The following is a 17,502-nucleotide window of genomic DNA, read 5'->3' on the forward strand; positions in this document are numbered from 1 at the left end:
CCTGCCTTAGTGGGTGAGAACCGCGGCGCTGTGGCCGGGTAGATGCAGTGGTGTGGCCGGCGCCGCGCCGCCAGGAGCGGGTTCAGCATCGGAAGCCGGGTCCAGCCGGACGCCGTCGTCGGTTGCCAGGGCCAGGGCCGCCCCGCGGACCGGGACCCGCCGCGCCTCGGCGGAAAAGTTCATCGCCACCTCGGTGCGGCCGCGGCGCAGCAGCAGCCAGCCCTCGCCCTCGCTGACGTCGACGGCGGTGTCCTCGAAACCGGGTTCCGTCAGGTCCGGCGTGGTGCGGCGCAGCGCGATGAGCGCCCGGTACAGCTCCAGGAGGCGGGCGTGGTCCCCTCCCGAGGCCTCGGCCCAGTCCAGCTTGGACCGGGTGAAGGTCTCCGGATCCTGCGGGTCGGGGACGACGGCGGGGTCCCAGCCCATGCGCTCGAACTCCCTGATCCGGCCCTCGGCCGTCGCCTTGCCCAGCTCCGGTTCCGGGTGGGAGGTGAAGAACTGCCACGGGGTGGTGGCCCCGTATTCCTCGCCCATGAACAGCATGGGCGTGAACGGCGAAGTCAGGGTGGCGACGGCGGCGAGCGCGAGCGGCCCGTAGCCCAAGGTCTGGGACAGCCTGTCCCCGGTGGCACGGTTGCCGATCTGGTCGTGGTTCTGGCTGCACACCACCAGCGCGGCCGGGTGGACCTGGGCCGGGTCGATGGGCCGGCCGTGGTGGCGGGCGCGGAAGCTGGAGTAGCTGCCGTCGTGGAAGAACCCGCGCTCCAGGACCTTGGCCAGCGCCCCGATCGAGTCGAAGTCGGCGTAGTAGCCGGTGGTTTCGCCGCTGACGTTGACGTGGACGGCGTGGTGGAAGTCATCGCTCCACTGCCCGGCCAGCCCGTACCCGTTGGTGTCCCGCGGGTAGAGCAGGCGCGGGTTGTTCAGGTCCGATTCCGCGATCATCGTGGCCGGGCGTCCGGTCTCGGCGGCTATTTCGTCGGCGAGGGCGCCGAAGTCCTCCAGCAGGTGCACGGCGCGCTCGTCCTTGAAGGCGTGCACGGCGTCCAGCCGCAGGCCGTCCACGTGGTAGTCCCGCAGCCACATAGCGGCGTTGTCCAGGATGTAGCGGCGCACCTCGTCCGACTCCGGGCCGTCCAGGTTAACCGAGTCGCCCCAGGTGTTGCCCTCCCCCGATTTCAGGTAGGGCCCGAACCGGGGAAGGTAGTTGCCGCTGGGGCCGAGGTGGTTGTAGACGACGTCCTGGATGACGCCCAGGCCGGCGGCGTGGGCGGCGTCCACGAAGCGCTGGTACGCGGCGGGTCCGCCGTAGCCTTCGTGCACGGCGTACCAGAGGACACCGTCGTAGCCCCAGTTGTGGGTGCCGTTGAACCCGTTGACCGGCAGCAGCTCGACGAAGTCGATGCCCAGCTCCGCCAGGTACGCCAGCTTCCCTGCCGCGGCGTCCAGTGTTCCCTCCGGCGTGAAGGTGCCCACATGGAGTTCGTAGATGACGGCGCCCTTGAGCTCCCGCCCCGCCCACTGGCCGTCAGCCCACTGGTATTCTCCGGCGTCGAACGTGCGGGAGAGCGCGTGCACGCCCGCGGGCTGGCGGCGGGACCGCGGGTCCGGCAGCGGGGTGGGATCCCCGTCCACCAGGTAGCCATAGTCCACGTCCCCGGCGGCGGGCGCCCCGGCGGCGGTCCACCAGCCGGGTGCCTCCGCGCCGCGGCGGGTCATGTCGTACTTCCGGCCGTCAGCGAGGAGCGTGACGTCCTGCGCTTCCGGTGCCCAGAGATCGAAGCGGTCGCTTCCGTGTGCAGGCGAGGTCATGGCATTCTTCCGTTCCCCATGTCGGTACTTTTCCCCATATCGAAGGACTGCTTAGGCGGTGGGCACCAGGAGGGCCACGGGGTAGTCCCCCAGGATCTCCCCCACCGCCACGGTGCCCGGACCGTGTGTGGCACCGGTCAGTTCATCGGCCATGGCCGCGGCGAGCTCGACGGTCGTGTCCTGCCAGCCGCCGCGCTGCTCCAGGCCGCGGGGCAGCCGGGTGGCGAGCGTCAGCGCGCCCGGGGCTGCGGGAGTCCCGCGGTCAAAGGCGAGCAGGTGCGCAGCGGCGGAGCCCGTGGCGGTTACCGGGGCGTACCCGGTGAACAGCTCCGGCCGGTCCCGGCGCAGCCGCAGGGCCCGCGAGGTGACGAGGAGTTTCGCTGCCTCGTCCAGGAACGACGCCGGACGCTCACCGGCGTCGAGCGCGGCGAGGGCGCGCCGGCGGCCACCGAAGTCGAACGGCCGCCGGTTGTCCGGATCAGTCAGCGAGCGGTCCCAGAATTCGGTGCCCTGGTACACGTCCGGAACCCCGGGCATGGTGAGCTGCACGAGCTTGGCGCCCAGGGAATTGGCGGCCCCGTAGGGCTCCAGCAGGGCCACGAGGGACTCCAGTTCGGCGGTCACCTCCGGGGTGTCGAAGGCGGCGTCGACGGCGGCTGCAAGTTTCGCCTCGAAGGCATCGTCCGGATCGATCCAGTTGGTCGAGTTCCCGGCCTCCCGGGCGGCTTTTTGCGCGTAGGACTGCAGCCGGTCCCGGTCTGCGGGCCAGACGCCCGCGACGGCCTGCCACAGCAGGTTGGCCAGCGGTCCGTCCGGCAGCGGCGCAAGCTTCTGCAGCCGCTGCAGGGATGCCTGCCATTCCGGTGCGAGCTCGGCCAGCACCGAGATCCGGGCCCGGGTGTCCTCGCTGCGCTTGGTGTCGTGGGTGCTGAGGGTGGTCATGGACAACGGCAGCTCGGCCTGGCGCCGGGCCATCCGGGTGTGGAATTCCTCCGGTGCCACGGCGAACTCGGTGGGGTCGGCGCCGACTTCGGTCAGGGTGCCCAGCCGGGTGTAGCGGAAGAACGCGGTGTCTTCCACGCCCTTGGCCATGACCATCCCGGAGGTCTGCTGGAAGCGCATGCCGAGTTCTGCGGAGGGGGCTGCCTGCGCGTCGAGCAGCAGCGGCAGCAGCACGCCGACGGCGCCTTCCAGTTCGGGGCGGCGGCGGACCGCGAGTTCGCATGCCTCCTTCAGGACGTCAGCACCCTCCGGAAGGTAGCTGCGGTAGACCGGGAACGCGGCGATGATCTCGGACAGTGCGTCCGCCGCGGCTTCCTGGCCCAGTCCTGCCGCGGCAGGGACCAGCCGTGCCAGCCGGAGCATCTCCGAGTGCAGGATTCCGTCCGTGATCCGCCGTTTGGTGCCGCGGATCATGTCCTCGTAGTCGGCAGCACCGCCGCGCAGTTCGGCGTCGAGCGCGTCAAGCGGGGCCTGGCCCGCGGCGTCGACGAACACCCGGTCCACGTCAGCGAGGGCGTCGTAGCCGGTGGTGCCCTCGCACTCGAAGCCGGCCGGCAGGGCCTCGCCCGGTTCCAGGATCTTCTCGATCAGCAGGTAGCTGCCGCCCGTGGCCTCCCGCAGCCGGTGCAGGTATCCCTCCGGATCGGCGAGGCCGTCCGGGTGGTCGATCCGCAGCCCGTCGACGAGCCCCTCCCGGAACCAGCGCACAACCTCCGCGTGGGCTTCATCGAAGACCTCGGGGATCTCCACCCGGATCCCGGCCAGGCTGTTGACGGCAAAGAACCGGCGGTAGTTCAGGTCCGTGTCGGCCCGGCGCCAGCCGATCAGTTCGTAGTGCTGACGGTCGTGGACCTCGCGGGGATCGTCTGCAGTGGAGTCACCTGCGGTATACGTGCCCTCTGCAAGCGGAAAGCGGTGGTCGTAGTAGCGCAGTTCCCCGTCCTTGATTTCCAGCGCGTCGACGTCGGAGTCGTCCCCCAGCACCGGGATCCGCACCCGGCCGCCGCCGAAGTCCCAGTCGACGTCGAACGCCTGCGCGTAGCGGGACTGCTGCCCCTCCTTCAGGAGCGACCACCACCACGGGTTCTGGGCCGGGGTCGCGACGCCGACGTGGTTGGGCACGATATCGACCAGCACCCCCATGCCGGCCTCCCGCGCGGCGGCCGACGCCGCCAGCAGGCCGTCCGCGCCGCCCCGGTCCGGATCAATGGCGGAGGGATCGGTGACGTCGTAGCCGTGGTCCGAGCCGCGCTCCGCCGTGAGGATCGGCGAGAGGTAGATCCAGTCCACGCCCAGCGACTTCAGGTACGGCACGGTCTGCGCGGCGTCCTGCAGCGTAAACCCGGGCCGGATCTGCAGCCGGTACGTCGAGACGGGGGTTCTCATTTAGCCCGGCCCTTCGGGGTCTTCGGCTTGTCGGCCCCCGCCTTTTTCGAGCCGGAGGCTTTCGTCGAGCCCTTGGAGGCGCCGGTTGCCGGGGCCTCCGGAGCCGGGGCCGCCGGAGCCGGCGCCTCCGGTGCCGGGTCCGCCGGAGCTTCCGGTGCCTGGACCGCAGAACCTGCATCCGCCGAATCCTCGTGCTCGGCCATCGCGGCGAGGGAGGCTGCCGCGGAGTAGTCCACTTCCACCTCGGGGCCGGAGTGGGCCCGGAGCACCACCATCGACTTTGCCGCCAGCTTCAGCACGGACCCGGCTTTCAGCGGGGCCTCAGTGTCCGCCTGGTCTGCGGTGTCCACCAGCACGTCCCAGAACCGTGAGTACTCCTCGGCCGGCAGGGCGAAGTCCACGTCGCCGTCGTGGGCGTTGAAGCCGAGCAGGAAACTGTCGTCGGTGATCCGGCGTCCGCGGGAGTCCTGTTCCTGGATGCCGTGGCCGTTGTAGAACACGCCGATGGTCCGGCCGAAGCCGCTGCCCCAGTCCTCCGGGAGCATTCCGGTGCCGTCGGTCTTCAGCCAGACGATGTCCGGCAGTTTCTCGCCCTCACCGCGGACCACCGGGCGGCCGTCGAAGAAGCGGCTGCGGCGGAACGTCGGGTGGTCGTGCCGGATCTTGTTGACGACGGCGGTGAACTCCACCAGCGGCTGGTCCATCGCGTCCCAGTGGATCCAGCTCAGCTCGGAGTCCTGGCAGTAGGTGTTGTTGTTGCCCTGCTGGGTGCGGCCGAGCTCGTCGCCGTGCAGGAGCATCGGGACGCCCTGCGAGAGCAGCAAGGTGGCGATGAAGTTGCGCTGCTGGCGGGCACGGAGGGTCAGGACCTGGTCGTTGTCCGTGTCCCCTTCCTCGCCGCAGTTCCAGGAGCGGTTGTGGGATTCGCCGTCGTTGTTGCCTTCGCCGTTGGCGTCGTTGTGCTTCTCGTTGTAGGACACGAGGTCGCGCATGGTAAAGCCGTCGTGCGCCGTGACGAAGTTGATCGAGGCCACCGGGCGCCGGGCGGAGCTTTCGTAGAGGTCGGCGGAACCGGTCAGGCGGGAGGCGAATTCGCCCAGGGTCGAGGGCTCGCCGCGCCAGAAGTCGCGGACCGTGTCGCGGTATTTGCCGTTCCACTCGGTCCACTGGGGCGGGAAGTTGCCCACCTGGTAGCCGCCCGGGCCGATGTCCCACGGCTCGGCGATCAGCTTGACCTGGGAGACGATCGGGTCCTGCTGGATGAGTTCGAAGAAGGTGGACAGCTTGTCCACGTCGTAGAACTCGCGGGCCAGGGTGGAGGCGAGGTCGAAGCGGAAGCCGTCGACGTGCATTTCCGTCACCCAGTAGCGCAGGGAGTCCATCAGCAGCTGAAGGGAGTGCGGGTGCCGGACATTGAGGGAGTTACCGGTGCCGGTGTAGTCCATGTAGTGCTTCTGGTCATCGTCCACCAGCCGGTAGTAGGCCTGGTTGTCGATGCCCTTGAAGGACAGCGTGGGGCCGAGGTGGTTGCCTTCAGCGGTGTGGTTGTACACCACGTCCAGGATCACTTCGATGCCGGCCTTGTGCAGCTCGCGGACCATGGCCTTGAATTCCTGCACCTGGTGCCCGACGTCGCCGGAGGAGCTGTAGGTGTTTTGCGGGGCGAAGAAGCCGATGGTGTTGTAGCCCCAGTAGTTGTTGAGGCCCTTCTCCTCGAGCGTGCCGTCGTTGACGAACTGGTGGACGGGCATGAGCTCGATCGCGGTGACGCCGAGCTTCTTCAGGTGCTCAATCACGGCCGGGTGGGACACGCCGGCATAGGTGCCGCGCTGCTCTTCGGGAATTTCCGGGTGGAGCTCGGTCAGGCCCTTGACGTGCGCCTCGTAGATGACCGACTGGTGGTAGGGGATCCGCAGCTGGCGGTCGCCGTCCCACTCGAAGAACGGGTTGATGACGACGCCGTGCATGGTGTGCGGGGCCGAGTCGCTGTCATTGCGCGAGTCGGGGTCGCCGAATTCGTAGGTGAAGAGCGCCGGGTCCCAGTCGATCTGGCCCTGGACGGCCTTGGCGTAGGGGTCCATCAGCAGCTTGTTCGGGTTGAAGCGGTTGCCGTGTTCGGGTTCGTACGGGCCGTGGACCCGGTAGCCGTACTTCTGTCCGGGCTGGACCTGCGGCAGGTAGCAGTGCCACACGTAGCCGTCCACTTCGGTCAGTTCGATCCGGGTTTCGGTGAGGTCGTCAGCGAGGAGGCACAGTTCCACCCGCTCGGCACGCTCGCTGAACAGGGCAAAGTTGGTGCCAGTGCCGTCAAAAGTGGCTCCCAGCGGGTAAGCCGATCCGGGCCAGACTTCCATGTGTACTCCTCGTGCGGAACGAATATTCTCTAGACAGACTACTTGTAAGTAGGGTTAGTATTTGCCCGGGCGCTCGGAGCGCCCCCGTTTGTTACAGCTCCCGCATCACCTCCGGAATGGCACGGGCGATGGCCGTTGCGGTCACTGGCCCCCCGCGGGAAGCCCGGACTCCGGCAAGACCGTGGATGCTGGCTGCCATCGCCGCGATCGCCGCCCATCTGGCGTCGGGGTCGATGTCATATGCACCGAAGCGCCCGACGTCGGCGCCCAACTGGGCCAGCAGCGCGCCGATGACTCCGGCCAGGACGTCGCCGCTGCCTGCCGTGGCGAGCCAGGGCGTGCCTTCGGACTGGCTGAAGAAGTCCTGGAAGGGGGAGGCCACAAGGGTCGTGGCGCCCTTGAGCAGCACGGTGGCTTCAGTCAGGCCCGCAGCCCGCCGCACAGCGCTGAGGGTGGATGCTTCGACGGCGGAGCGGTCCAACCCAGCCCCGAGGCGCTGAAGCAATGCCGACAGTTCGCCGGCGTGGGGTGTCAGGATCACTTGCGGGGCGAGCACATCAGGCAGGGCCGGCAACGCGCCGGCGTCGGCGATCGTCGGCAGGCCCGAGTCGGCGGCCTCACGGGCGCGCTGCAACTGCTCCTCATCGGAGTCATCGAGTCCGGAGCCAACGAGCCACGCCTGAACGTGCGTGTCGGCCACGGCGCCGGCGCTGCACACCACCTCGGGACAGGAACGGCGAACCAGGTCGGCGACGTCCGGCGGCCCCAGGTACCGCACCATTCCGGCGCCGGCTGCCAGGGCGGCCTGGCAGGCCAGCACCGCGGCGCCGGGATAAGCGCCGGAGCCCGCGACCACCCCCAGCACCCCCCGGGAGTACTTGTGCGCCCGCCGCTGCGGGCGTGGCAGGAGGGCGGACAGGTCTGCGGCCTCAAGCCGTCGCAGGGACGGCCATGGCAGCGCCTGCTCGATTCCGATCGGGACCACCCGGATGGCGCCCGCGAAGTCCGCGCCCGGGTCCGCCAGCAGGCCGGCCTTGGCGGCCCCAAAGGTCACCGTCATGTCGGCCGCCAGCACCGGTGCGTGCGCCTCCCCCGTGTCCGAGTCCACCCCGCTGGGGATATCGCAGGCCACCACCAAGGGGGAACGGGAGCCCGGCCGGGAGCGCTCCAGGGCCGCGACCAGTTCGGCGGCCGGTCCGCGCAGCCCGCCCTGGGCTCCGGTCCCGAGGACTGCGTCGATCACGACGTCGGCGCCGCCCGCCAGCGCGGCGAGTTCGGCAGCGTTGTCACCGGTGAGGGCCACGGCATGGCCGCCGGCTTTCCTGAACGCCGCCAGCCCGGCGTCGTGGGCCGCGCCCGCGGTGAGCACCGCCGTCGTGCGCATGCCGCGGCGGGCCAGCAGCGCGGCGGCGAAGAGCCCGTCTCCGCCGTTGTTGCCCTTGCCCGCCAGCACGGCCACGCTGGAGCCGTACAGCCGCTGCCCGCGGCTCCGCAGTTCGCGGATCACGGCGTTGGCGAGGCCGTACGCGGCCCGCTGCATAAGAACAGCGCCCGCACCGGAGCCCAGGGTGTCGTCGAGAAATGGCTTTTCGGCCTCTCGCACTTGGGTTCCGGTGTAGGCGCTGATCATGGTTTCAGTCCATTCGCGGTCGCTGGGGAATGCTCGGCGCTGGGGCCGGTTCTGCCTGGACGGCCGTCTCAGCCTTCGGCGACAACCGTCGCGGTGGCGATCCCGCCGTCGTGGCTCATGGACAAGTGCCAGCGCTTGACGCCCTTGGACTCCGCCACGGCCAGCACGGTGCCTTTGACCTGGACGGTGGGGCCGTTCTGGTCCAGCCCGATCCAGCAGTCCTGCCAGTTCATGCCGGCCGGCGCCCCCAGCACCTTGGCCACGGCCTCTTTCGCGGCGAACCGCGCGGCGAGGGACCGCGTGTTCAGTTCCCGCTCGGCGGGGACGAACAGCCTGTCGCGCAGCCCGGGGGTGCGCTCGAGCTGGCGCCCGAACCGCTCAATGTCTACGACGTCTACGCCTATGCCAACAATCATGGCGTTATTCTACGGTCACGCTCTTGGCCAGGTTGCGTGGCTGGTCCACGTCGTAACCCTTGGCCGAGGCGAGTGCGAGGGCGAAGATCTGCAGCGGAACCGTTGCGAGCAGCGGCGCCAGGAGCGTAGGGGTCTCCGGGATGTAGAAGACGTGTTCGGCGTACGCCTTGACGGCCTCGTCGCCTTCTTCGGCGATCACGATCGTCTTGGCGCCCCGGGCACGGACTTCCTGGATGTTGGAGACCACCTTGGAGTGCAGCGAGTCGCGGCCGCGCGGGGAGGGGACCACCACGAAGACGGGCTGGCCTTCCTCGATCAGCGCGATCGGGCCGTGCTTGAGTTCTCCTGCGGCGAAGCCCTCGGCGTGGATGTACGCGAGTTCCTTGAGCTTCAGCGCACCCTCCATCGCCACCGGGAAACCGACGTGGCGGCCCAGGAACAGCACGGACTTGGCGTCAGCCATGGACTGGCCCAGTTCCTTGATCTGGGCCTCGTTGTCGAGGATTCGCTGGATCTTGGCCGGGATCTTGCCCAGGTCGGCCAGGATGTCCTTGATCTCGCCCTGGAACTTGTTGCCGCGCAGCTGTGCCAAATAAAGGCCCAGCAGGTAGGCGGCCGTGATCTGGGCCAGGAACGCCTTGGTCGAGGCCACGGCGATTTCGGGTCCGGCGTGCGTGTAGAGCACGGCGTCCGATTCGCGCGGGATGGTGGAGCCGTTGGTGTTGCAGATGGAGACGGTCTTGGCGCCCTGTTCCTTGGCGTAGCGGACCGCCATGAGGGTGTCCATGGTCTCGCCGGACTGGGAGATGGAGACAATCAGCGTGTTCTCGTCCACGATCGGATCCCGGTAGCGGAATTCGTGCGAGAGCTCGACCTCGGTGGGGATCCGGCACCAGTGCTCAATGGCGTATTTCGCCACCTGTCCGGCGTAGGCGGAGGTGCCGCACGCGAGGACGATGATCTTGTTGACGTTCTTGAGCAGCTGCGGATCGACGCGGAGCTCATCAAGCGTCAGCTTGCCGTGGATGTCGGAGCGGCCCAGCAAAGTCTGGAGCACGGCATCCGGCTGGTCGTGGATTTCCTTTTCCATGAAGGACGGGAAGCCGCCCTTTTCCGCCGAGGCCGGGTCCCAGTTGACGTGGTATTCCTTGCCCTCGGCGGGGGCCCCGTAGAAGTCCGTGATTTCCACGGAGTCGGCGGTGATCGTGACGATCTGGTCCTGGCCGAGTTCCACAGCGCGCCGGGTGTAGTCGATGAAGCCGGAGACGTCGGAGCCGAGGAAGTTCTCGCCTTCGCCGAGACCGACGACGAGCGGGGAGTTCCGGCGGGCGGCGACCACGACGTCGGGCTGGTCGGCGTGGACGGCGAGGAGCGTGAAAGCGCCTTCGAGCCGCTGGCAGGCAAGCTGCATGGCCCGGGTGAGGCCGCCGTTGCTGGCGTCACCGCCGAGCTGGTTCCGGTACACATCCCCGAGCAGGGCAGCCGCCACTTCCGTGTCGGTCTCGGACTCGAAGGTGGCGCCCTTGCGCTGGAGTTCGAGCTTGAGCTCGGCGAAGTTCTCGATGATGCCGTTGTGGATCAGGGCCAGCTTGCCGCCGTCGGACAGGTGCGGGTGCGCGTTCTGGTCCGTCGGGCCGCCGTGCGTGGCCCAGCGCGTGTGGCCGATTCCCGTGAGGGATGCCGGCAGCGGACGGGTGTCCAGCTCCGCAATGAGGTTGCTTAGTTTGCCCGACTTCTTCCGGGAAGAAATGGTGCCGTCGGCAACCACCGCAATACCCGCAGAGTCGTAGCCCCGGTACTCCAAGCGCCGCAATCCTTCAAGGACAACGTCCAAGGCATTGTGTCCAGCATTTACCCGGCCATCTGAGTGGCCCACATATCCAACGATTCCACACATGGTCATAAGCCTAGCGGGTTTCCGGGAGGGAGGACGTGGGACGACGAGGCGTGACGGCCCCTGCGCGGGGCTCAGGACGGCCGGCCCCGGCTTCCACCGGCCAGCCCATTTCGCTCTCGGCGTTGTGAAGGGCAGAATCTCTAGGGTGACTTTGCAACGCAATGAAGCGAACGGGGAAGGTGTCTCCCCGTTCGTGGAGCTGGACCGGCAGACCTGGTCCCGGCTCGCTGCCCAGATGGAGCAGCCCCTTAATGAAGAGGATGTGTTCCGCCTTCGCGGCCTCGGGGACCCCCTCGACATCAAGGAAGTGCGCGAGGTCTACCTGCCGCTGTCCCGGCTCCTGCACCTGTATGTGGAAGCCGCGGGCCAGCTTCACGCGGCCACCACCACCTTCCTCGGCGAAAGCACCCAGCGCACGCCGTTCGTGATCGGCGTGGCCGGTTCGGTGGCCGTAGGCAAGTCCACCATCGCCCGCGTCCTGCGCGAAATGCTCCGGCGCTGGCCCGGCACCCCCAACGTGGAGCTCATCACCACGGACGGATTCCTCTACCCGCTCGCCGAGCTCAAGCGTCGGCAACTGCTCGAGCGCAAGGGTTTTCCGGAGTCCTACGACCGCCGTGCCCTGCTGCGCTTCGTGAGCGAGATCAAGGGCGGCGCCGAGGAAGTCCGGGCCCCCTGGTATTCCCACGTCACCTATGACATCGTCCCCGGCAAGGAAGTGGTGGTGCGCCGCCCGGACGTGCTGATTGTCGAGGGGCTGAACGTCCTGGCCCCGGCCCGGCCGCGGCAGGACGGCAGGCAGGGCCTGGCCCTGAGCGACTTCTTCGATTTCTCCATCTACGTCGACGCGAAAACTTCGTATATCGAGGAGTGGTACGTGGACCGGTTCCGCAAACTGCGGAGCACAGCCTTCGCCCAGCCGGAATCGTACTTCCACCGTTACGCAACACTCTCCGATGCCGAGGCCGAAGAGACCGCCCGTGAGATCTGGAAGCGCATCAACGAGCCCAACCTCGAGGAAAACGTCCTCCCGACCCGGGGCCGCGCGCAACTGGTCCTCACCAAGGACGCCGACCACTCCATCCGCCGGATGCTGCTGAGGAAGGTCTAGCACAGATGTGCTACGACGACGCTGACGGGACGGCGGGACGGCAGGAAGCCGGCCCGGAATCGCCGAGCCGCCGGGCCTTCAGCCGCCTCCTGCTGGCGGGCACGGGCCTCGCGGCGCTGTCCGCCTGCACCCCGGCCCAGTCCTTCACCCCGTCCGGCACGCCGGGGCCGACGCCGGGCACGGGCAGTTCGACGCCGACCGCCGCCGCCGCGGCGTCGACCCCGAAGGCAAGCTCATCGTCGGCGCCCGTTCCGGCAAGCACCGCTACGGCGACGCAGGCGCCGTCGCCTGTCCCGCCATCGTCCGTTACTCGCCCTCCTTCGGCCGCGGCGCCGGGGCCGCAGCACTCCCTTTCGGACCCCACCAGCCCGTGGGTGATCGTCAACAAACACCGCCCGCTCTCCCCCGCCACCTTTGTGCCGCCGGACCTGGCCCGGCCGGCCGTCCGCCTTGCAACGTCGGGCGAGGCGGCACTGGTGAACGGCACCACGGCGGCAGCGGCTGAGCGGATGTTCGCGGCAGCGGCTGCCGACGGCGTCATCATCACCCTGGCCAGCGGGTACCGTTCGTTCGCGACGCAGCGCGCAACCTACGGCAGCTACGTGAATTCCCGCGGACAGGCGGAGGCAGACACCGCCTCGGCCCGGCCCGGCTACTCAGAGCACCAGACGGGCTGGGCGTTCGACATCGGCGACGGCAGCGGTGCGGACTCTTTCACGCCCCAGTTCAAGGACCGTCCGGCGGCGATCTGGGCCAAGGCGAATGCCCACCGCTTCGGCTTCGTGGTCCGCTACCCGTGGATGCTGCATGAAATCACCGGGTATTTCTACGAGCCATGGCACCTGCGCTTCATCGGTGTCCAGGCCGCCACGGACATGGCCGCCCGCGGGATCGCCACGTTGGAACAGTACTTCGGCCTGGAGGCCGCCCCCGCCTACCGGTAAGGGCGGCCCTCCGAAGTACCCCTCGGACTTTCCAGCTCAGGGCGCATATACCGTGTACATTGTCCGAATGGGGGATACCGGGGACGGCAGCGTGCGCGACGAAATCTACGCCACTGTGGGGCGTATGGCCGCACTGACGTATGCCGCTGAGCGGCATGTGTGCGCGCTGGCCCCTCGCCTTTACAGCTCTCAGCCCCCGGCTCACGCCATCGATGGTTCCTTGCTGGACCTGCTGATGTTCCCGGACGTCCGGCTGGCTCATGGCAGCAGCACGTTTCACCAGTTCTTTGACGGCGTCAAGACCATCCTGGGCCCGACGCCGAAGTTAGGGTCTGCAACTCTCCGGAAGGCAATTTTTCGATGAAACTTCGTGAGCTGTCGAGGTCAATTGACGTTGAACGGGTAATTTTGGTCCCAGTCATGGCGCTCTTGTTGTTATCTGCGGTTAACGCGCTATTTTCGGGTGGAAATCACGCATCGTCGTCTGTTCTCGTCGCCGCACTGTACCTGAGCTACCAGGTACTCATGACCATCTTCTATGTCATGGTGGTCATCTTCCTTCTCACGAGGAACCCTGCAAGTGCCCGGAGCAAAGGGATTGCGCCCACGGTCGCTGCCTACTTGGGGACTTTCCTGCCATTCCTCTTTGCGTTTGCTGGCGGATCGGAAGTGTCCGAGGGATTTGCTTTGTTTGCGGTGGGGCTCATGACTCTGGGAATGTCGTTCACTGTCTATGCACTGATCACGCTGGGCAAAAGTTTCGGCGTTGGGCCCCAAGTGAGAACGCTCGTGCAGCACGGACCGTACCGGCTCATCCGTAACCCACTTTACGTCGGAGAGATGGTGACTCTGACCGGGGCAGTATGCTTCGAACCCACGTGGCTGAAGACGGTAATTCTCTTGGCGCTGGGCGTGATCCAGGCCTACCGCGCAGCCCAGGAGGAACAGCTACTGGAGGCGAACTTGCCCCAATATGCAGCTTACAAGCTGCGAACTAAGAGATTTGTGCCCGGCGTGTTCTGACCACGCCGCGGCCAAAGGCGACTGGCGGCATCCGCACTTTGCATGATCATGTGGCCCCGTATCCTGCCCCGCTCACGGGGAGCTCTCCCAGTGGCTAGCTTCCCGGGAAGCCCCCAATCTCAGCAACTCAGGCGCTAGTGCCTGAGTTGCTGATTGCGCTGTGCGCGTATCAGTCGACCATGAGCTCCAGGGCCAATTCGGTCCGGACCACCTGGGCCAGCCGCTCGGCGACGTCCGAGGCGGTTTCATGGTCTGCGGCCTCCACCATGACCCGCACCACCGGTTCGGTGCCTGAGGGACGCAGCAGGACGCGGCCGGTGTCGCCGAGTTCGGATTCGGCGATCGCCACGGCCGCGGCCACTACTTCATCGCCCTTGACCCGCGTACGGTCCACGCCCTTGACGTTGATGAGGACCTGCGGCAGCTTGGTCATCACCGTGGACAGTTCCTTGAGCGGGCGCCCGGTGAGGGCCACCTGTGCCGCGATCTGCAGGCCGGTGAGGACGCCGTCGCCGGTGGTGGCGTGGTCGGCAAAAATCACATGTCCGGACTGCTCGCCTCCGAGGCTAAAGCCGCCGTTGCGCATTTCCTCGAGGACGTAGCGGTCCCCCACGCCGGTTTCGCGCAGGCTGATCCCGGCGTCGCGCAGGGCGAGCTTCAGGCCGAGGTTGCTCATGACGGTGGCCACAAGGACATCGTCCTTAAGCTTTCCGGCGGCCTTGAGGGCCACGGCCAGGATGGCCATGATCTGGTCGCCGTCCACCTCATTGCCTTCGTGGTCCACGGCCAGGCAACGGTCGGCGTCGCCGTCGTGCGCAATGCCGAGGTCCGCCCCGTGGTCCAGGACAGCGCGCTTGAGCGGGCCAAGGTGCGTGGAGCCGACGCCTTCGTTGATGTTGAGCCCGTCCGGTTCGGCGCCAATGACGATCACGTTGGCGCCGGCGTCCTTGAACACCTGCGGGGAACAGCCGCTGGCCGCGCCGTGGGCGCAGTCGAGGACGACCTTCAAACCGTCCAGGCGGTGCGGAAGCGTGCCGAGCAGGTGCACGATGTAGCGGTCCTCTGCGTCGGAGAAACGCTGGATCCGTCCCACCTCACCGCCGACGGGCCGGTATGGCTCCTTGGCGAGCTGCACTTCAATGGCGTCCTCGACGTCGTCGGGCAGCTTCTGGCCGCCGCGGGCGAAGAACTTGATCCCGTTGTCCGGCGCGGGGTTATGGGAGGCGGAGATCATGACGCCGAAGTCGGCGTTGAGGTCCGCCACGAGGTAGGCGGCGGCCGGGGTGGGCAGCACGCCGGCGTCGTAGACGTCGATTCCCGAGCTTGAGAGCCCTGCCTCCACGGCGGCCGCGAGGAACTCGCCGCTGGCCCGCGGGTCGCGTGCCACCACGGCGATCGGCCGTTTCCCGGTCGTGTTGCGGTCATGGCCAAGTACGACGGCGGCGGCCTGGGCCAGCTGCAACGCGAGCTCGGCGGTCAGCAACCCGTTCGCCAGGCCACGGACTCCATCGGTTCCAAATAATCTAGACATCGGACCAAGTTTAGTCGATGGACGGGGCAAGTCCGGCTTAAACAGCGAAAGCCCGCCCCGCCGAGTGGCGGAACGGGCTTTCGTGCAAGCGCCAGAAGCGCTTGGAAGCGGAATTAACGCTTCGAGTACTGCTGAGCCTTACGGGCCTTCTTGAGACCGGCCTTCTTGCGCTCGATGACGCGAGCGTCGCGGCGCAGGTAACCGGCCTTCTTCAGGGTGGCGCGGTTGTTCTCGGTGTCGATCTCGTTCAGCGAACGGGCGATGCCGAGGCGCAGGGCACCGGCCTGGCCGGAGATGCCGCCACCATGGATGCGGGCAATGACGTCGTAGGCGCCGTCAAGATCGAGGATCTTGAAGGGCTCGTTGACGTCCTGCTGGTGCAGCTTGTTCGGGAAGTAGTTCGCCAGCTCGCGGCCGTTGATGGTCCACTTGCCGGAGCCGGGCACAACGCGAACGCGCGCAACGGCTTCCTTACGACGGCCAACTGCAGCGCCGGCAACGGTCAGTGCCGGGCGTTCCTTCTTCGGCGCAGCTGCTTCCGCAGCACCGCTCTCCGAGGTGTAGCTGGTCAGGTTTTCCTCAGCCTCAACGGCTTCGGTGGTCAGTTCTTCGTTCTGAGCCACGATTCTCCTTGATAAAAAGTTGGTTGGTGGCCAGGACTACTGGGCGACCTGGGTGATTTCGAAAGTCTTGGGCTGCTGGGCGGCGTGGGGGTGCTCTGCACCGCGGTACACCTTCAGCTTGCCCAGCTGCTGTGCAGCGAGGGAGTTCTTCGGGAGCATGCCCTTGATGGCCTTCTCCACGGCGCGAACCGGGTTGGACTCAAGCAGCTCCGCGTAGTTGACGGAGGTCAGGCCGCCCGGGTAGCCGGAGTGGCGGTATGCGCGCTTCTGCTCCAGCTTGGCGCCGGTGAGGGCAACCTTTTCAGCGTTGATGATGATGACGAAGTCGCCCATGTCCATGTGGGACGCAAAGGTGGCCTTGTGCTTGCCGCGCAGCAGGATTGCGGTCTGGCTGGCGAGACGACCAAGGACAACGTCGGTGGCGTCAATGACGTGCCACTGGCGGTTGATATCGCCGGGCTTCGGGGTGTACGTACGCACGGTGTTTGCCTCGTTCTTGTTCTGGCGTTCTTGTTTTAGGCGTCACTCTTACGGTGCACCTACTATCTATGCGCTACCGGAACAGAGGTGAGGGCTCCATGTAACCAGTCATCCTGAGGTCTCGAATGTGCACGTTGAGTAGTTATCCTGCAACCGGATTCTCAAGCGGGCACGCACCATCGAGATAGGACACGCACAACGACTACCAAGAATAGCCGACGGCGGCCTCTTGGGTCAAAATGGGGTGTCCGGATGCATCCTGTCTGCTCTCTTCGCAGACTGTCCCGTGCCGGCCCGTCGCATCCCTGGAGGAACCGTGTCCGATCCCGCCGCCGCCAGCACCGTCTCGCTGCTGTTCACCCAGCCGGCCGGATCGCTCACCGGGATCCTCTTCTTAGCCGGCGTCGCTCTCGCGGGCGCTTGCCTCTCCCTGTTGGCCGAGCTCCTCATCCTGCGCGCGCTCCCCCGCCTTGGCGGACCCCTGTCGGTACGAACCAGACTGACGACGGCGGCGGCCACCTTTGCGCTGTCCGCACTGCTGGCCTGGCGCTTCGGGCTCTCCCCTGAACTCCCCGCCTACGTCCTGCTGGCAGTGGCCGGCGTCCAGCTGGCGCGCATCGACCTGATCCACCACCTGCTGCCCAACCGGCTGGTCCTGCCTCTGCTGGGGGCCGGAATCGTGCTACTCGGGGTCGCTGCGGGGGTGTCCGGCGAGGCGGGAAGCCTCCTGCGAGGGGCGGGCGGCGCCTTAATTTTGTTCGTTTTGTACCTTTTTCTTGCCCTGACCAGCCGAAACGGTCTTGGAATGGGTGATGTGAAGCTCGCAGCACCACTTGGACTGTACTTGGGCTACCTAGGCTGGTCCCACTTGTTCTACGGCGGAGCCTTGGGGTTCGTCGCTGGAGGCGCTGCCTCGCTGCTTCTGGTCCTCAAAAACCGCGGAAACAAGCCGACGGAAGTGCCTTACGGGCCCTCGATGCTGGCTGCCGGCCTGGCAGTCATCCTGCTGCTGCCGTAAGTGGCCTCCGCGTCCGCGTGGACACCGCTTAAGTAAGACGACTTATCAAACCAAGTAGTAGAGCCCCGCTCCTACTTGGAAACTGAGTACACCTCTCATTTGTGGGCAAGTGGTACCCCCAATTCCCCTCCAAAAGTCGAGTATCGATCTTCATTGCGCCGCCGATTACGGCCGTGCAAATGTTGTCCCAACGAACTCCAGTGAATAGGCAAAGGGGATTTGCTGGAAATTCGTTCACTATTCGCAAACTCTGGAAAAGGAAATTAAAATGACTG

15 protein-coding genes are annotated in these 17,502 nt (G+C 67.0%); 5 read left to right on the top strand and 10 right to left on the bottom strand.

From position 1 onward, the window contains the following. Positions 1–6 precede the first annotated feature (6 nt). The 6 genes from treZ to glmS form a co-directional block, all read right to left on the bottom strand. Complete coding sequence (treZ, locus tag AC1DHX_RS06205; protein WP_476858966.1) at positions 7–1,812, bottom strand: malto-oligosyltrehalose trehalohydrolase; 1,806 nt, start codon at positions 1,810–1,812, stop codon at positions 7–9. Between the two features lie 51 nt (positions 1,813–1,863). Further along, positions 1,864–4,200: a malto-oligosyltrehalose synthase gene (gene treY / locus AC1DHX_RS06210; RefSeq protein ID WP_476858967.1), complete on the bottom strand. Its 2,337-nt coding sequence runs from the start codon at positions 4,198–4,200 to the stop codon at positions 1,864–1,866. Next, positions 4,197–6,554, bottom strand: a complete 2,358-nt coding sequence (gene glgX / locus AC1DHX_RS06215) for a glycogen debranching protein GlgX (RefSeq protein ID WP_476858968.1) — start codon at positions 6,552–6,554, stop codon at positions 4,197–4,199. Before glgX ends, treY begins: the two co-directional genes overlap by 4 nt. A 91-nt stretch (positions 6,555–6,645) precedes the next feature. Further along, complete coding sequence (locus AC1DHX_RS06220) at positions 6,646–8,184, bottom strand: NAD(P)H-hydrate epimerase (protein ID WP_476858969.1); 1,539 nt, start codon at positions 8,182–8,184, stop codon at positions 6,646–6,648. A 68-nt stretch (positions 8,185–8,252) separates the two neighbouring features. After that, entirely contained in the window at positions 8,253–8,600 is a 348-nt protein-coding gene (locus AC1DHX_RS06225) for a holo-ACP synthase (protein WP_018773713.1), read from the bottom strand. 4 nt (positions 8,601–8,604) lie between these two features. Next, entirely contained in the window at positions 8,605–10,497 is a 1,893-nt protein-coding gene (glmS, locus tag AC1DHX_RS06230) for a glutamine--fructose-6-phosphate transaminase (isomerizing) (protein WP_476858970.1), read from the bottom strand. Between the two features lie 145 nt (positions 10,498–10,642). Between glmS and coaA the strand changes: the two genes are divergently transcribed. Further along, positions 10,643–11,608 (top strand): type I pantothenate kinase, encoded by a 966-nt coding sequence (gene coaA / locus AC1DHX_RS06235; RefSeq protein ID WP_026266484.1) that lies wholly within the window; start codon positions 10,643–10,645, stop codon positions 11,606–11,608. A gap of 10 nt (positions 11,609–11,618) precedes the next feature. Here the strand turns inward: coaA and AC1DHX_RS06240 are convergent, their stop codons facing one another. Beyond that, positions 11,619–11,993 (bottom strand): hypothetical protein, encoded by a 375-nt coding sequence (locus AC1DHX_RS06240; RefSeq protein ID WP_476858971.1) that lies wholly within the window; start codon positions 11,991–11,993, stop codon positions 11,619–11,621. Here AC1DHX_RS06240 and AC1DHX_RS06245 point away from each other — a divergent pair. The 3 genes from AC1DHX_RS06245 (at position 11,983) to AC1DHX_RS06255 (ending at position 13,575) form a co-directional block, all read left to right on the top strand. Continuing rightward, positions 11,983–12,552 carry a M15 family metallopeptidase gene (locus AC1DHX_RS06245; RefSeq protein ID WP_476858972.1) on the top strand — a complete coding sequence of 190 codons (570 nt, stop codon included), beginning with the start codon at positions 11,983–11,985 and terminating at the stop codon, positions 12,550–12,552. The genes AC1DHX_RS06240 and AC1DHX_RS06245 overlap by 11 nt on opposite strands. Positions 12,553–12,619: 67 nt before the next feature. After that, the gene (locus AC1DHX_RS06250) at positions 12,620–12,916 is read left to right on the top strand and encodes a hypothetical protein (protein ID WP_476858973.1); all 297 of its coding nucleotides are present in this window, start codon (positions 12,620–12,622) and stop codon (positions 12,914–12,916) included. Beyond that, entirely contained in the window at positions 12,913–13,575 is a 663-nt protein-coding gene (locus AC1DHX_RS06255; protein WP_476858974.1) for a methyltransferase family protein, read from the top strand. The genes AC1DHX_RS06250 and AC1DHX_RS06255 overlap by 4 nt, the downstream gene beginning before the upstream one ends. A 169-nt stretch (positions 13,576–13,744) precedes the next feature. Here AC1DHX_RS06255 and glmM read toward each other — a convergent pair whose 3' ends face one another. The 3 genes from glmM to rplM all read right to left on the bottom strand — a co-directional run bounded on the left by glmM (position 13,745) and on the right by rplM (position 16,209). Continuing rightward, positions 13,745–15,106 carry a phosphoglucosamine mutase gene (gene glmM / locus AC1DHX_RS06260; RefSeq protein WP_476858975.1) on the bottom strand — a complete coding sequence of 454 codons (1,362 nt, stop codon included), beginning with the start codon at positions 15,104–15,106 and terminating at the stop codon, positions 13,745–13,747. 113 nt (positions 15,107–15,219) lie between these two features. Next, on the bottom strand, positions 15,220–15,729 hold the full coding sequence (gene rpsI, locus AC1DHX_RS06265; RefSeq protein WP_018773707.1) for a 30S ribosomal protein S9: 510 nt from the start codon (positions 15,727–15,729) through the stop codon (positions 15,220–15,222). A 36-nt stretch (positions 15,730–15,765) separates the two neighbouring features. Then, positions 15,766–16,209 (bottom strand): 50S ribosomal protein L13, encoded by a 444-nt coding sequence (rplM, locus tag AC1DHX_RS06270; RefSeq protein WP_015937805.1) that lies wholly within the window; start codon positions 16,207–16,209, stop codon positions 15,766–15,768. Positions 16,210–16,525: 316 nt separating this feature from the next. Between rplM and AC1DHX_RS06275 the strand changes: the two genes are divergently transcribed. Next, complete coding sequence (locus AC1DHX_RS06275; RefSeq protein ID WP_476858976.1) at positions 16,526–17,227, top strand: prepilin peptidase; 702 nt, start codon at positions 16,526–16,528, stop codon at positions 17,225–17,227. Positions 17,228–17,502: the final 275 nt, after the last annotated feature.

This window comes from Arthrobacter sp. 05N33_2, assembly GCF_056397425.1.

Coding starts and splice junctions, on each gene's coding strand:
- treZ (WP_476858966.1), bottom strand. CDS start 1,812: ATGACCTCGCCTGCACACGGAAGCGACCGCTTCGATCTCTGGGCACCG.
- glmS (WP_476858970.1), bottom strand. CDS start 10,497: ATGTGTGGAATCGTTGGATATGTGGGCCACTCAGATGGCCGGGTAAAT.
- AC1DHX_RS06220 (WP_476858969.1), bottom strand. CDS start 8,184: ATGATCAGCGCCTACACCGGAACCCAAGTGCGAGAGGCCGAAAAGCCA.
- glmM (WP_476858975.1), bottom strand. CDS start 15,106: ATGTCTAGATTATTTGGAACCGATGGAGTCCGTGGCCTGGCGAACGGG.
- treY (WP_476858967.1), bottom strand. CDS start 4,200: ATGAGAACCCCCGTCTCGACGTACCGGCTGCAGATCCGGCCCGGGTTT.
- AC1DHX_RS06225 (WP_018773713.1), bottom strand. CDS start 8,600: ATGATTGTTGGCATAGGCGTAGACGTCGTAGACATTGAGCGGTTCGGG.
- glgX (WP_476858968.1), bottom strand. CDS start 6,554: ATGGAAGTCTGGCCCGGATCGGCTTACCCGCTGGGAGCCACTTTTGAC.
- AC1DHX_RS06250 (WP_476858973.1), top strand. CDS start 12,620: ATGGGGGATACCGGGGACGGCAGCGTGCGCGACGAAATCTACGCCACT.
- AC1DHX_RS06255 (WP_476858974.1), top strand. CDS start 12,913: ATGAAACTTCGTGAGCTGTCGAGGTCAATTGACGTTGAACGGGTAATT.